Raw genomic sequence first — 12,195 nt, 5'->3', positions numbered from 1 at the left:
CGGAAGGCGGGCGTGGTCCGAGGTCTACGCGCCGCCGCGCGGAGTCACCAGGCCCGACTCGTAGGCGAACACCACGAGTTGGGCCCGGTCGCGGGCATGAAGCTTGGCCATCGCCCGATTGATGTGCGTCTTCGCGGTGGCCGGGCTGATGACCAGGCGGCGGGCGATCTCGTCGTTGGACAGACCGTGTGCGGCCAGGGCGACCGTCTCGCGTTCCCGGTCGGTCAGCTCCTCCAGCCGGCCGCCGGTGAGGGCGGGCGGCGGCTGGGTCACGTACCGGTCGATGAGCGTGCGGGTGACGGCGGGGGCGAGCAGCGCGTCACCGCGGGCGGCGACGCGTACGGAGTGCAGGAAGTCCTCCGGCAGGATGTCCTTGACCAGGAAACCCGCGGCGCCGGCGCGCAGGGCGTCGAGGACGTACTCGTCCATGCCGTAGTTGGTCAGCATGACGACGTGCACGCCTGTCAGGTCCGGGTCGGCGGCGATGCGCCGGGTCGCTTCGATGCCGTCCATGACGGGCATCTGGATGTCGACGAGGGCGACGTCAGGCAGGTGTTCCTTGACGAGGGCCAGGCACTCCCCGCCGTCGGCGGCCTCGGCCACCACCTCGATGTCGTCCTCGAGGTCGAGCAGCGCGCGGAAGCCGCTGCGGATGAGAGGCTGGTCGTCGACGAGCAGGACGCGGATCACGAGGCTCCGTTCGTGGGGAGTTCGGCCTGGACGGTGAAGCCGCCGGTACTGCGCGGCCCGGCGCGCAGGCGGCCGCCCAGCGCCGCGACGCGTTCGCGCATGCCGGTCAGCCCGTGTCCCGGTGTCGGCGCCGACTGCGCGCCGGTTTCTCCGTTGTCGTCGACGCGGACGGCGAGTGCGTCCGGCCGGTAGTCGAGGAGCACGGAGGCGGTGGTGGCGTTGGCGTGCCGGGTGACGTTGGTCAGCGACTCCTGAACGATCCGGTAGGCGGTGCGGCTCACCGCGGCCGGTAGGGAGTGCGGCTGCCCCGTGATCGTCAGAGTCGTCCTCAGACCGGTTCCCCGGAACCGTTCCACCAGGCCGGGGACGTGGTCGAGCCCGTGCGGCGGGGCGGTGCCGTCGTCACGCAGCGCCTCGAGTGTCGCTCGTAGCTCCCGGCTCGCCTCCCGGCCGGCCTCCTGGATCGCGAGCAAGGCCTCCGACACCGGCTCCCCGCGTCGCCGGGCCAGGTGGACGGCGACCTCGGACTGCACCTTGACGACCGAGATCTGATGGGTGAGTGAGTCGTGCAGTTCCCGAGCGATGCGCAGCCGTTCCTCGTCGGCCCGGCGGCGCGCGGTCTCCTCACGGGTGCGTTCGGCCTCGTCCGCCCGCCGTTCGGCCTGCCGTACCGCTTCCCCGGCGGCGAACGCGGCGATCATCCAGGCGAGCTCGAGGGTGTTCCGGGCCCGCGCCATGGCCTCGCCCACAGTGCCGTCATGGAAGGCCGGCGCCGTGAGGTGGAGCACGGCCACCAGACTCACGGAGACAGTCAGCGTGACCTTGCGGTGCCCGGCCCGTACCGCGCCGTACACCGCGACCAGGTAGGAGACGGCGAGCGCGTCGAACCCGGCTGCCAGGTACCCCACCGCGCACACGCCGGTGACGGCCAGAACGCCGAGCGGCGCCCGCCGGAACGCGGCCGTCGCCAGCCCGCCGGCCACCAGCAGCACGCAGCCGAGCAGCTCGCGCCCTCCGGACGGGTGGGGCCCGGACAGGCCGGTGCCCAGCATCAGTGCCGTCACGCCCACGGCTGTCGGCCAGACGGTGACTCCGGCCGGGACAGCGAACCGTCCTTTGTCCATGGGGGGCACCGTAGCCGGACGCGGCCGCCGGCGAATCCCGCTCGTGGAGGAGCGGTCGGCTACCGCGTGTGCGGTAGCCGACCGCCGACTGCCGCCGCCGCGGTATCCCGGTACGGCCCCGGCGGCACCTGCGAATACCCGCATCTGCTGGACGACGGGCCGGAGGGCCGGCACGCATCCTGACGCGCAGACAACCGGACGCCGGAAACGGCGATGACGGAGGAAGAAGGAGGGGAGCGACATGAGCGCTCCAGGAGCACTGATGGCGGCCGCCGAGGGCGGGATCATCGGTGACGGGAGGACAGGGGCCAATCTGGCGCTGGCGGCCGGTGCGCTCGGACTGGCCCTCGCCTGGCCGGCCACGAGCCGCGCCGGCCGCCGGTTCAGCCCCGGCCACCCGCGCACCGGCGGGACGGCGGCCGTCGTGATGGGAGCGGTCGGGACGGTTCTCGCGGTGCTGCACCTGGCCACCGCCGACGGCGGTCCCGGTACGGGCAACGGCCTCGTCGGCGCCGTCGTGGCCGTCCCGCTGGGACTGGGCGCCGTACTCCTCGGCCGCCGGGCGCTGACCCGCTCCGCCGCCCGGACCACCCCGCCCGGTGGACGACCGCCCGCGGGAGAGGCACCCCCGGGGGCGTGAGTCACCGCTCCGGGCGGCTCGGCCACATGACACCTGCGGGTGAGCCGTCCGGCGGGCACCGCACCCACCCGTCGGACCCTTCCCCCTACCATGGGCCCGTGACTGCGAGCAGCCGTTCCAGCAGCCGCCCGGCCGGGCGGCCGCTCGTGCTGCTGGTCCTGGCGGTGCTGGCCGGTGTCCTGGCCATGCACGGCCTGGCCCCGGGCGGGATGCCGGCGCCGCAGCGTACCGCGGCCGTCCACGACATCACACCGGTGGCGGACGGAGTGCCGCACGCGGACGGGGGATGCGCCCATACGGACGGACTGCCGGGCCACCTCGACCACGCCGACGGCACCTGCGCTGCCGTCGGCACGGCTACGGCCTACACGCCGCCGGCGCCGACCGGCACGGTGCTCGACGCGCCCGCCACGCCGTCCCTCACCTCGGCGGCCACTGGCTCGCCCCATGACGGACGGGCCCCGCCCGACCTGTCCGAGCTGCAGCTTCTCCGGATATAGAGCGGCCCGCCCGGCACCCCTGGTGCCGCGCTCTCGCACGCTCCCACATCCGTACCACCGCACGCCCCGACAGGCGTGCGCGAAGGAGTTGCACCACATGAACCGCAAGCGTTCCCTCGTCCGCCGTACCGCCGTGGTCGCCGCCTCCGCGGTGGCCGCAGTCGCCCTGGCCGCCTGCGGTGGCAGCGACGACACCGGATCGGCCGGACACGGCGGCCACCAGGCCACCGACTCCGCGTCCGCCGTCGCCTCGGCGCCTGCCTCCCAGGGGCAGCACAACGCCGCCGACGTGACCTTCGCCAAGGGGATGATCCCCCACCACCGCCAGGCCGTGGAGATGGCCGACCTCGCGCCCGGCAGGGCCCGGTCGGCCGAGGTCAAGAAGCTCGCCGCCGAGATCAGGAAGGCGCAGGCCCCGGAGATCGAGAAGCTGTCGGGCTGGCTGACCTCCTGGGGCGGGACGGTGCCCGCCGAGGACGCCATGGACCACTCCATGCACGGCTCCATGGAGGGCATGGACGGCATGATGAGCGCCGAGGACATGACGGCGCTCGGCAACGCCTCGGGCAAGGCGTTCGACACCGCCTTCATGGAGATGATGATCAAGCACCACGAGGGCGCGGTCGAGATGGCGCGGACCGAACAGTCCGACGGTGTCCACGCCCAGGCCCGGAAGATGGCCGCGGACATCATCGCCTCACAGAGCGCGGAGATCGAGCAGATGAAGAAACTGCTCGGCAGGAGGTGACGCCCGGCGTCCGAGCGGGCGGGGGCGGGCACCGTGAGGTGCCCGCCCTTGCGGCTGTGACCAGTGACCACACCGGCCGCCGGGACAGTGCGCCGCCGTCAGCACGAGCAGGTGGCCCGCGTCAGCCGCACCTGACATCCGGCAACAGTCCGGGCCGGTTCCAGGTGACCGGCACCGTGCGGCCGCCGGCCCGCCCCGGCCCGCCCCGGCCCGCCCCGGCCCGCCCCGGCCCGCCCGGGACCAGGACTCAGCGTCCTGTCACCGAGCAACGCCCGTCGAGGAGTTGTCCGCGGCGCCGCCGGGGTAACGTCCCAGGCATGGCCTCCAACATCACAGTCGAGCGCGCTCAGCGCCTCAAGCAACTGCACGCCCAGCACAAGCCGCTCGTGCTGCCGACCGTCTGGGACGTCTGGTCCGCACGGACAGCCGTCGCCGTCGGGTTCCCGGCGCTCACGATCGGCAGCCATCCCCTCGCCGATTCCCGAGGAGCCGGCGACAACGAGGGACAGACCTTCGAGGAGGTGCTCGCCGCCGTCAGGCCGATCATCGCGGCGGTCGACGTGCCGGTGTCCGTCGACCTGGAGGCCGGATACGGGCAGAAGCCCGCCGACCTTGTCGCCGGGCTCGTCGAGGCCGGCGGCGTCGGTCTCAACATCGAGGACACCGTCCACTCGGAGGGCGGCCGCGTACGCTCCACGGAGGAGCACGCGAACTACGTCGCCGGCCTGCGCGCAGCCGCCGACGACGCGGGCGTCCCGGTCTGGGTGAACGGGCGCACCGACCTCTTCATGCACGCGGAAGACGCTTCCGCCGTCCGCGACGAGGCGATCGAGCGACTGCGCGCCCTGGTGGAGGCCGGCGCCGACAGCGTCTACCCGGTGGGCATCCAGGACGACGACGACCTGCTCACGGCGGTGACCGGCGCGGTCACCGTCCCCGTGAACTCCACGGCCCACCCCGTCCGACACGACCTCGACCGTTTCCGCCGCCTTGGCGTAGGCCGGATCACCTATGGTCCGCTGCTGCAGTTCGCCCTGACGGACACGATGAAGGACATGCTGAAGGCGTGGACCTCCTGAGAAGCTGACCGCACCCCGACACCGCAGGCTCGCGTCACGGCCCCGTCTCGTACGGCGGCGTCGGCGGCTCCGGTGAACCGCGCCGTGTCGATCGACCCGTCGCGTCATGTGGGTCCGCCTCGGAGCTGCGACGAGGTGACGGTCACGTTCGGCCGGGTCCGCGATCACCGCCGACCCGCCGTCCTGGCCGGCCGCGCCGCGTACCCGCAGCCGACCGCTCCCGCCGCTCCGATCACGGCGACGGTCGCGCCCGGGGCGACCTCCAGCGGTTGCCCCGGGCGCCGGCTGTGCGGACGTCTGTGCCGTGCGCTGAAGAACGAGGCAGGCGTGCGAGGTCAGGCGGTGGTGACGATGGTGCCCGCGTCCACGAGAGCCGCCACCTCGTCGGCGGGTGCGGTGTCATCGGTGACGAGGGTGTGCAGGAGGGTCGAGGGGCCGACGTGGGCGAAGGCGGTGCGGCCCAGTTTGCTGCCGTCCGAGGCGACGAGGGTGCGGCGGGCGGAGGCGATGCCCGCCTTCTTCACCGCGGCGTCGTCGAGGTCGTAGGCGGTCAGGCCGTCGGTCGCGCTCAGACCGCAGCAGCCGATGACGGCGGTGTCGAAACGCAGGGCGGCCAAGGAGGCGAGGGTGAGGGGGCCGGTGAGGGCCCCTTCGGCGGCGCGGGGCTGACCGCCGGGCACCACCAGGGTGGCCGGGCCGGGCGCCGCCCCGAACAACTGGATGGCCTGGAGGGACAGCGGCATCACCGTGACGGGCCGCTCGCGCAGGAGGCGGGCGACCTCCAGACAGGTCGTGCCGCTGTCCAGCAGAACGCTCTCGCCGTCGGCGATGAGGGCGGAGACCTTGGCGGCGATCCGGCGCTTGGTGTCGACCGCCTCGTGGGCGCGCAGCGCGAACGGGGGTTCCTCGCCCCTGAGCAGCAGGCTCCGTGCTCCGCCCCGGACGCGTTCGAGGACCCCCTGGGCGGCCAGGGTGTCGAGGTCGCGCCGGATGGTCATCTCCGAGGCTCCGGTCAGCTCAGCGAGCTGCTGAACCGTGGCACCACCGGAGTCCCTGACGACCTTCGTGATCAACCCCTGCCGGTCTGCGTTGCTCATGCCGGAATTGAACACCACCCGGCAATGAACACTCAAGATGTTCGATATTCCCGCTACCGAACATCTCATTTGTTCGTTACGGTGGGCGGCATGGAACGCTCGCTTCTCGGCGCCCGTGTGGCGACGTATGTCTATTTCGTGTTGTGCGGCACCCTGATGGGCGCCTGGGTCGTGCACATCCCGGCCGTCGAGGAGCGGGTCGGCGTCAGCCACGCCACGCTGGGCGGCCTGCTCGTACTGCTCGGGCTCGGCGCCTTCGCCGGGATGCAGGTGGCCGGTCCTCTGACCGACCGTCTCGGCACGCGCGTCGTGGTCCCCGCCACCGCCGTGCTGTGCGGCGTATCCCTGGTGCTGCCGGGCCTTGCCCGCGATCCGTGGACGCTGGCGGGCGCCCTGCTGGTCTTCGGCGCCTGCAACGGCGGCCTGGACGTGAGCATGAACGCCCACGCCGTGCACGTGGAGAAGGCGTACGGCAGGCCCGTCATGTCGGGCTTCCACGCCACGTTCTCCGTCGGCGGAGTCCTCGCCGCGCTCGTCGCGGCGGGGGCAACGAGCGCCGGCGCGAGCCCGGTCGTCACCATGGCCGCGATCGGAGCCGCGAGCATCGTGATCGCCCTGGTCTCGGTGCGCGCCCTGATGCCGGCCGCCCCCGCGACCGAGGAGACCGGCTCCGAAGAAAAGACACCGTCACCAGCCGTCGGGGGACGCGGTTCGGGAGGACGCGTCTGGCTGCTCGCCGTCCTGGCGCTGATGGTCATGCTGTGCGAGGGCGCGGCCAACGACTGGAGCGCCCTGCATCTGAGGGATGTTCTCGGCGCGTCCACCAGTACCGCCGCCTTCGCCTACGGCACCTTCGCGGCGGCCATGACCATCGGCCGTCTCCTGGCCGACCGTGTCGTCACCCGGTTCGGTTCCATGGCGGTCCTGCGCCACGGCGCGATCACGGCAGCCGTCGGGATCACGCTCGTGGCCCTCGGGCCGTGGATGTGGGCCGCGTTCGCCGGATGGGCGCTGTTCGGCCTGGGGCTGTCCGGTACGGTCCCGCAGTTGTTCAGCGCGGCCGGGCACGCCGACCCGAAGGCAGCCGGCGCGAACGTCTCCCGCGTCGCCGGGCTCGGGTACGTCGGCATGCTCGCCGGCCCCGCCGTCATCGGCTGGCTGACCCATGTCGTCGCCCTCAACCACACCTTCGTCCTGCTGACCCTGCTGTGCGTGACCACCGCCGTGGGCGCCGGGGTCCTGCGCACGAACTCCGACGCCGTGCCACGGAGCGAGACGGCAGGCGTCGGCCGATGACCGCTTGTGCGGCACGGCCTGACCCCGTGCCGCACAAGCTCCTGTCGCGGTCACCCGGTCGTGAACGACACCGCCGGGTTCCCCGCACTCCTCACCACCCGGGCTCCGCCACTCGGCACGGGTGGTGCCGGCCGCACCGGTCCTGCGGCGCCCGCCGCCGCCTTTCGCGGCCGGACGCCGTGCGCGGACACGGTCTCCACGGCTGATCCCGGACTCGTGTCACGCACCTCAGGGGGCGGGATAGGTGATGCGGCCGTTCCGGACGTTCGCCATCTCGTTCAAGGACGCCGGTTTTGTCACTGTGGCGGACATGATGTGCTCGACGTCCACACCGGCGACGATCAGCGCGTCGGTGATCAGTCTGCGGTGACAACGCCACGGCACCGCCTCACTGCACATGATCACCGGCCGGCCGTGCGCCGCGAGGTCGAGCAGTTCGTCCAGCCCTTTCGCGAACTCGCTGCTCGTCATGTGATCGGCATAGTCACGGAACGCCTTCACCCGCCACGCCTTGTTGACGCTCTCGACGCCCTTGGGCGTGTGCCGCCTGCCGCCCAGCTCCCGGATCCACCGGTACCGGATGGCCGGGGGGAGGTTCTCGATGATCGCGTCCTGATTCCACTGGGGAAATGTGCGTGACGCCGGATAGGAACGGACATCCACCAGGTCGGTGATCGCGTTGTGCCGCAGCATGGACAGCACCTCGTCGAAGGTACGGGTCGAATGCCCGATGGTGTACACGCGGTTTGCCATCACCTCTCCGTGTCACGCTGTCAGGGCTCACATGGCTCTTCTCCAGTGTGCTTGCCGGCCGGGGCGCCTCAGGGAGACGGACACGCTGGTCTGTCGGTGTCGGCTCCGGCTGCTGTGAGGCGTCTCACCTGCACGTCGGCCCGTTGCTCGCGGCCAGGGACAGGCGGCGTATGCGGGGCGTCAAGATGCCCGGTGTTGCCGTCAGGGAGCCGTCAACGCATGCCGCGATCCGGCCACCGAGGCGCTTTCCTCTCCTTGTCCGTTCCGTTCGACCGACTTCAGGAGTGTGCGCGATGGCCGATCTGGCCTTCGTCGTCACCGCGCTCGCGGGTTTCGCGCTGGTGGCCTTCATCGCCAAGGGGGTGACGAAGCTGTGACCGCCGAGAACGTCGTCGGCCTCGTCGTGGCCGTCGCCCTGCTGGGCTATCTCGTAGTCGCTCTGCTCTTCCCGGAGAGGTTCTGAGCCACAGCATGGGTCCCGTAACCGCCGGCGTGCTCCAACTGCTCGCCGTCACAAGCGCGCTGGCGCTCGTCCACATCCCCCTCGGCACCTACATGGCAGGGGTCTACTCCTCGAAGCGGCACCTGCGCGTCGAGAGGTGGATCTACAAGGGCATCGGTGCCGACCCGGACACGGAGATGCGCTGGCCCGCGTATCTGCGCGGTGTTCTCGTCTTCTCCCTGGCCGGCGTCCTCTTCCTCTACGCCCTCCAGCGGGTCCAAGGCGTCCTGCCCGGTTCGCTCGGTTTCGCCTCGATCGATCCGGACCAGGCGTTCAACACGGCCGTGTCCTTCGTGACGAACACGAACTGGCAGTCGTACTACGGCGAGCAGGCCATGGGCCACGTCGTGCAGACCGCCGGTCTCGCCGTGCAGAACTTCGTCTCCGCGGCCGTCGGCATGGCCGTCGCGGTGGCGCTGGTGCGCGGTTTCGCACGGTCGCGCTCCGGTGAGCTGGGCAACTTCTGGGCCGACCTGGTGCGTGGTGTCGTGCGCATCCTGGTGCCGCTGGCGTTCGTCGCCGCGATCGTGCTGGTCGCCTGCGGCGTCGTCCAGAACTTCTCCGGCATCCATGAGGTCGGCCAGTTCATGGGCGGCTCGCAGGAGTGGAACGGAGGTGCGGTCGCCTCGCAGGAGGCCATCAAGGAACTCGGCACCAACGGCGGCGGCTACTTCAACGCCAACTCCGCCCACCCCTTCGAGAACCCCACCCCGTTCTCCAACCTGTTCGAGATCTTCCTGATCCTGGTCATCCCGTTCTCCCTGACCCGCGCCTTCGGCGTCATGGCGGGCTCGGTGAAGCAGGGATACGCGATCCTCGCCGCGATGGGCACGATCTGGCTGGGCTTCGTCTCCCTGATGATGTGGTCCGAGTTCTCGCACCATGGCCCGGCCTTCGAGCTGGCGAACGGGGCGATGGAAGGCAAGGAGGTCCGGTTCGGGATCGCCGGGTCGTCCCTCTTCGCGGTGTCGACCACGCTCACGTCCACCGGCGCGGTGAACTCCTTCCACTCCTCCTTCACCGGCCTGGGCGGCGGCATCACCATGCTCGGCATGATGCTGGGCGAGATCGCGCCCGGCGGTGTGGGCTCCGGCCTCTACGGCATGCTGATCATGGCGGTCGTCGCGGTGTTCATCGCCGGCCTGATGGTCGGCCGAACCCCCGAGTACCTGGGCAAGAAGATCGGCACCCGCGAGATCAAGCAGGCGGCCCTGTACATCCTGGTCACCCCGGCGCTCGTCCTGGTCCTCACCGCCGCGGCCATGGCCCTGCCCACCCCTAGCCACTCGATGACCAACAGCGGGGCGCACGGATTCTCCGAGATCCTGTACGCCTACACGTCGGCCTCGAACAACAACGGTTCGGCCTTCGCCGGCCTGAACGCGGACACCCAGTGGTTCAACACCACCCTCGGCATCGCGATGCTGCTCGGCCGCTTCCTGCCTATGGTCTTCGTCCTCGCGCTGGCCGGCTCGCTGGCCCGGCAGACGCCGGTGCCCTTCACCGCGGGCACGCTGCGGACCGGAAAGCCGCTGTTCGCCGGGCTGCTGGTGGGTGCCACCCTGATCATCACCGGTCTCACGTACTTCCCCGCCCTCGCGCTGGGCCCCCTGGCCGAAGGGCTGGCGTGATGACCGTCCGCACTCAGACATCAGAGGACTCCATGTCCACTCCCACTGCGGCGCCCCACCCTGGTGCACCGAGGAGCCAGAAGGCCCGTGAAGGCCGCACCGGCGCGGGCCGGTTCGCCCCGGGGCAGCTGCGGAAGTCGCTGCCGGACGCGTTGCGCAAGCTCGATCCGCGGGTGATGGCCAAGTCTCCCGTGATGTTCGTGGTCCTCGTGGGCTCCGTCCTGACGACGGTCTTCTCCTTCATCGACCCGGGCGACTGGTTCGGCTGGACGATCAGCGCCTGGCTGTGGCTGACCGTGATCTTCGCGAATCTGGCGGAGGCGGTCGCCGAGGGCCGCGGCAAGGCACAGGCCGACACCTTGCGCAACGCCAGGACCGGCACCGTGGCGCGTCGCCTCGGCGAAGACGGCAGGTCCGAGGAGCGCGTGCCCGGCACCCGGCTGAGGATCGGCGACCTGGTCGTCTGCGAGACCGGCGACGTGATACCCGGCGACGGCGACGTCGTGGAGGGGGTCGCCAGTGTGGACGAGTCGGCGATCACCGGTGAGTCGGCGCCCGTCACCCGCGAGTCCGGCGGTGACCGCAGCGCTGTCACCGGAGGCACGAAGGTGCTGTCCGACCGGATCGTCGTCAGGATCACGACGAAGCCGGGGGAGACCTTCATCGACCGGATGATCGGCCTGGTGGAGGGGGCGGCCCGGCAGAAGACGCCCAACGAGACCGCCCTGAACATCCTGCTCGCCTCGCTGACGGTCGCCTTCCTGCTGGCGGTGGCGACCCTGCCGCCGTTCGCCGACTACGCGGGCTCCGAACCGAGCATGGTCGTGCTGGTGGCCCTGCTGGTCTGTCTGATCCCCACCACCATCGGAGCGCTCCTCTCCGCGATCGGCATCGCGGGCATGGACCGTCTGGTGCAGCGCAACGTCCTAGCGATGTCGGGCCGTGCGGTCGAGGCGGCCGGTGACGTCTCCACACTGCTGCTCGACAAGACCGGCACCATCACCCTCGGCAACCGGCAGGCGTCCGAGTTCGTGCCGGTGCGCGGAACGACCGAGGCCGAGGTCGCCGACGCCGCGCAGCTGTCGTCGCTGGCCGACGAGACGCCCGAGGGCCGCTCGGTCGTCGTGCTCGCCAAGGAGAAGTACGGGCTGCGCGAACGGCACCAGGGCGAGGCGGCGGGCGCCCGGTGGATCGCGTTCAGCGCACAGACCCGCATGTCGGGTGTGGACCTCGACGGCCGCAGCATCCGCAAGGGCGCGGCCGGTGCGGTCATCGCCTGGGTCGAGGAACGCGGCGGCCGGGCCGCCGAGGACGCCACCACGTCCGCCCACCGCATTTCGGCGGCCGGCGGCACCCCGCTGCTGGTCGCAGTCGAGGACACCGACGGCGCCCGCGTCCTGGGCGTCGTCCACCTCAAGGACGTCGTCAAGCACGGCATGCGGGAGCGGTTCGCGGAGCTGCGCCGCATGGGCATCAAGACCGTCATGATCACCGGCGACAACCCGGTGACCGCCCGGGCGATCGCCGAGGAGGCGGGCGTCGACGACTTCCTCGCGGAGGCGACTCCCGAGGACAAGATGGCGCTGATCGAACGGGAACAGGCGGGCGGCAAGCTGGTCGCGATGACCGGGGACGGTACGAACGACGCGCCGGCCCTCGCCCAGGCGGACGTCGGCGTCGCCATGAACACCGGTACGTCGGCCGCCAAGGAGGCCGGCAACATGGTCGACCTCGACTCCGACCCGACCAAACTCATCGACATCGTCGAGATCGGCAAGCAGCTGCTGATCACGCGCGGTGCGCTGACGACGTTCTCCGTCGCCAACGACGTCGCGAAGTACTTCGCGATCATTCCGGCGTTGTTCGCGGCCGTCCACCCGGGCCTGGACAAGCTCAACATCATGGGCCTGTCGTCGCCGAACTCGGCGATCCTCTCCGCGGTGATCTTCAACGCCCTGATCATCATCGCGCTCGTCCCGCTGGCCCTCAAGGGCGTGCGGTACCGGCCGGGCAGCGCCGACACGCTGCTGCGCCGCAACCTCGCCGTCTACGGCCTCGGTGGTCTGGTCGCGCCGTTCGTCGGCATCAAGATCGTTGACCTGCTCGTCTCCCTCATCCCCGGAATCGGCTGATCG

At 71.2% G+C, this 12,195-nt stretch carries 12 protein-coding genes; 8 read left to right on the top strand and 4 right to left on the bottom strand.

Annotation, left to right across the window (positions count from 1 at the left end; all coding sequences use genetic code 11):
• Window positions 1-24: 24 nt before the first annotated feature.
• Window positions 25-690, bottom strand: coding sequence for a response regulator (locus ELQ39_RS01570; RefSeq protein ID WP_242590715.1), 666 nt, complete (start codon window positions 688-690; stop codon window positions 25-27).
• The gene (locus tag ELQ39_RS01565) at window positions 687-1,814 is read right to left on the bottom strand and encodes a sensor histidine kinase (protein WP_242590714.1); all 1,128 of its coding nucleotides are present in this window, start codon (window positions 1,812-1,814) and stop codon (window positions 687-689) included. The genes ELQ39_RS01570 and ELQ39_RS01565 overlap by 4 nt, the downstream gene beginning before the upstream one ends.
• A gap of 241 nt (window positions 1,815-2,055) precedes the next feature.
• Between ELQ39_RS01565 and ELQ39_RS01560 the strand changes: the two genes are divergently transcribed.
• The 4 genes from ELQ39_RS01560 to ELQ39_RS01545 all read left to right on the top strand — a co-directional run bounded on the left by ELQ39_RS01560 (window position 2,056) and on the right by ELQ39_RS01545 (window position 4,781).
• Window positions 2,056-2,454, top strand: a complete 399-nt coding sequence (locus ELQ39_RS01560; RefSeq protein ID WP_242590713.1) for a DUF6223 family protein — start codon at window positions 2,056-2,058, stop codon at window positions 2,452-2,454.
• 98 nt (window positions 2,455-2,552) lie between these two features.
• Window positions 2,553-2,954 (top strand): DUF6153 family protein, encoded by a 402-nt coding sequence (locus tag ELQ39_RS01555; RefSeq protein ID WP_242590712.1) that lies wholly within the window; start codon window positions 2,553-2,555, stop codon window positions 2,952-2,954.
• Between the two features lie 97 nt (window positions 2,955-3,051).
• Window positions 3,052-3,702 carry a DUF305 domain-containing protein gene (locus ELQ39_RS01550; protein WP_242590711.1) on the top strand — a complete coding sequence of 217 codons (651 nt, stop codon included), beginning with the start codon at window positions 3,052-3,054 and terminating at the stop codon, window positions 3,700-3,702.
• 317 nt (window positions 3,703-4,019) lie between these two features.
• Window positions 4,020-4,781 carry an isocitrate lyase/PEP mutase family protein gene (locus ELQ39_RS01545; RefSeq protein WP_242590710.1) on the top strand — a complete coding sequence of 254 codons (762 nt, stop codon included), beginning with the start codon at window positions 4,020-4,022 and terminating at the stop codon, window positions 4,779-4,781.
• Window positions 4,782-5,116: 335 nt separating this feature from the next.
• Here the strand turns inward: ELQ39_RS01545 and ELQ39_RS01540 are convergent, their stop codons facing one another.
• On the bottom strand, window positions 5,117-5,878 hold the full coding sequence (locus ELQ39_RS01540) for a DeoR/GlpR family DNA-binding transcription regulator (protein WP_225643447.1): 762 nt from the start codon (window positions 5,876-5,878) through the stop codon (window positions 5,117-5,119).
• A gap of 90 nt (window positions 5,879-5,968) precedes the next feature.
• On the opposite strand from ELQ39_RS01540, the gene ELQ39_RS01535 reads away from it, so the two are divergent.
• Entirely contained in the window at window positions 5,969-7,174 is a 1,206-nt protein-coding gene (locus ELQ39_RS01535) for an MFS transporter (RefSeq protein WP_242590709.1), read from the top strand.
• Between the two features lie 228 nt (window positions 7,175-7,402).
• On the opposite strand, the gene ELQ39_RS01530 is transcribed toward ELQ39_RS01535, so the two are convergent.
• Window positions 7,403-7,927, bottom strand: a complete 525-nt coding sequence (locus ELQ39_RS01530) for a DUF488 domain-containing protein (RefSeq protein WP_190002236.1) — start codon at window positions 7,925-7,927, stop codon at window positions 7,403-7,405.
• Window positions 7,928-8,300: 373 nt separating this feature from the next.
• Between ELQ39_RS01530 and kdpF the strand changes: the two genes are divergently transcribed.
• The 3 genes from kdpF to kdpB are packed head-to-tail and all read left to right on the top strand — an operon-like array spanning window position 8,301 to window position 12,192.
• The gene (gene kdpF / locus ELQ39_RS01525) at window positions 8,301-8,390 is read left to right on the top strand and encodes a K(+)-transporting ATPase subunit F (protein WP_190002237.1); all 90 of its coding nucleotides are present in this window, start codon (window positions 8,301-8,303) and stop codon (window positions 8,388-8,390) included.
• 8 nt (window positions 8,391-8,398) lie between these two features.
• Window positions 8,399-10,060: a potassium-transporting ATPase subunit KdpA gene (gene kdpA, locus ELQ39_RS01520; protein WP_242590708.1), complete on the top strand. Its 1,662-nt coding sequence runs from the start codon at window positions 8,399-8,401 to the stop codon at window positions 10,058-10,060.
• Complete coding sequence (gene kdpB, locus ELQ39_RS01515; RefSeq protein WP_242590707.1) at window positions 10,060-12,192, top strand: potassium-transporting ATPase subunit KdpB; 2,133 nt, start codon at window positions 10,060-10,062, stop codon at window positions 12,190-12,192. Before kdpA ends, kdpB begins: the two co-directional genes overlap by 1 nt.
• Window positions 12,193-12,195 lie beyond the last annotated feature (3 nt).

The sequence above is a fragment of the Streptomyces sp. GB4-14 genome, from assembly GCF_022696125.1.
Taxonomy (GTDB): Bacteria; Actinomycetota; Actinomycetes; order Streptomycetales; family Streptomycetaceae; genus Streptomyces; species Streptomyces werraensis.
The sequence above is the reverse complement of the archived record's forward strand: the minus strand, read 5'-3'. Positions and strand labels throughout refer to the sequence as shown.

Bases quoted from the DNA above. Each gene is read 5' to 3' on its own strand.
- ELQ39_RS01545 (WP_242590710.1), top strand. From the start codon at position 4,020: ATGGCCTCCAACATCACAGTCGAGCGCGCTCAGCGCCTCAAGCAACTG.
- ELQ39_RS01535 (WP_242590709.1), top strand. From the start codon at position 5,969: ATGGAACGCTCGCTTCTCGGCGCCCGTGTGGCGACGTATGTCTATTTC.
- kdpB (WP_242590707.1), top strand. From the start codon at position 10,060: ATGACCGTCCGCACTCAGACATCAGAGGACTCCATGTCCACTCCCACT.
- ELQ39_RS01530 (WP_190002236.1), bottom strand. From the start codon at position 7,927: ATGGCAAACCGCGTGTACACCATCGGGCATTCGACCCGTACCTTCGAC.
- ELQ39_RS01565 (WP_242590714.1), bottom strand. From the start codon at position 1,814: ATGGACAAAGGACGGTTCGCTGTCCCGGCCGGAGTCACCGTCTGGCCG.
- ELQ39_RS01550 (WP_242590711.1), top strand. From the start codon at position 3,052: ATGAACCGCAAGCGTTCCCTCGTCCGCCGTACCGCCGTGGTCGCCGCC.
- ELQ39_RS01540 (WP_225643447.1), bottom strand. From the start codon at position 5,878: ATGAGCAACGCAGACCGGCAGGGGTTGATCACGAAGGTCGTCAGGGAC.
- kdpA (WP_242590708.1), top strand. From the start codon at position 8,399: ATGGGTCCCGTAACCGCCGGCGTGCTCCAACTGCTCGCCGTCACAAGC.
- ELQ39_RS01560 (WP_242590713.1), top strand. From the start codon at position 2,056: ATGAGCGCTCCAGGAGCACTGATGGCGGCCGCCGAGGGCGGGATCATC.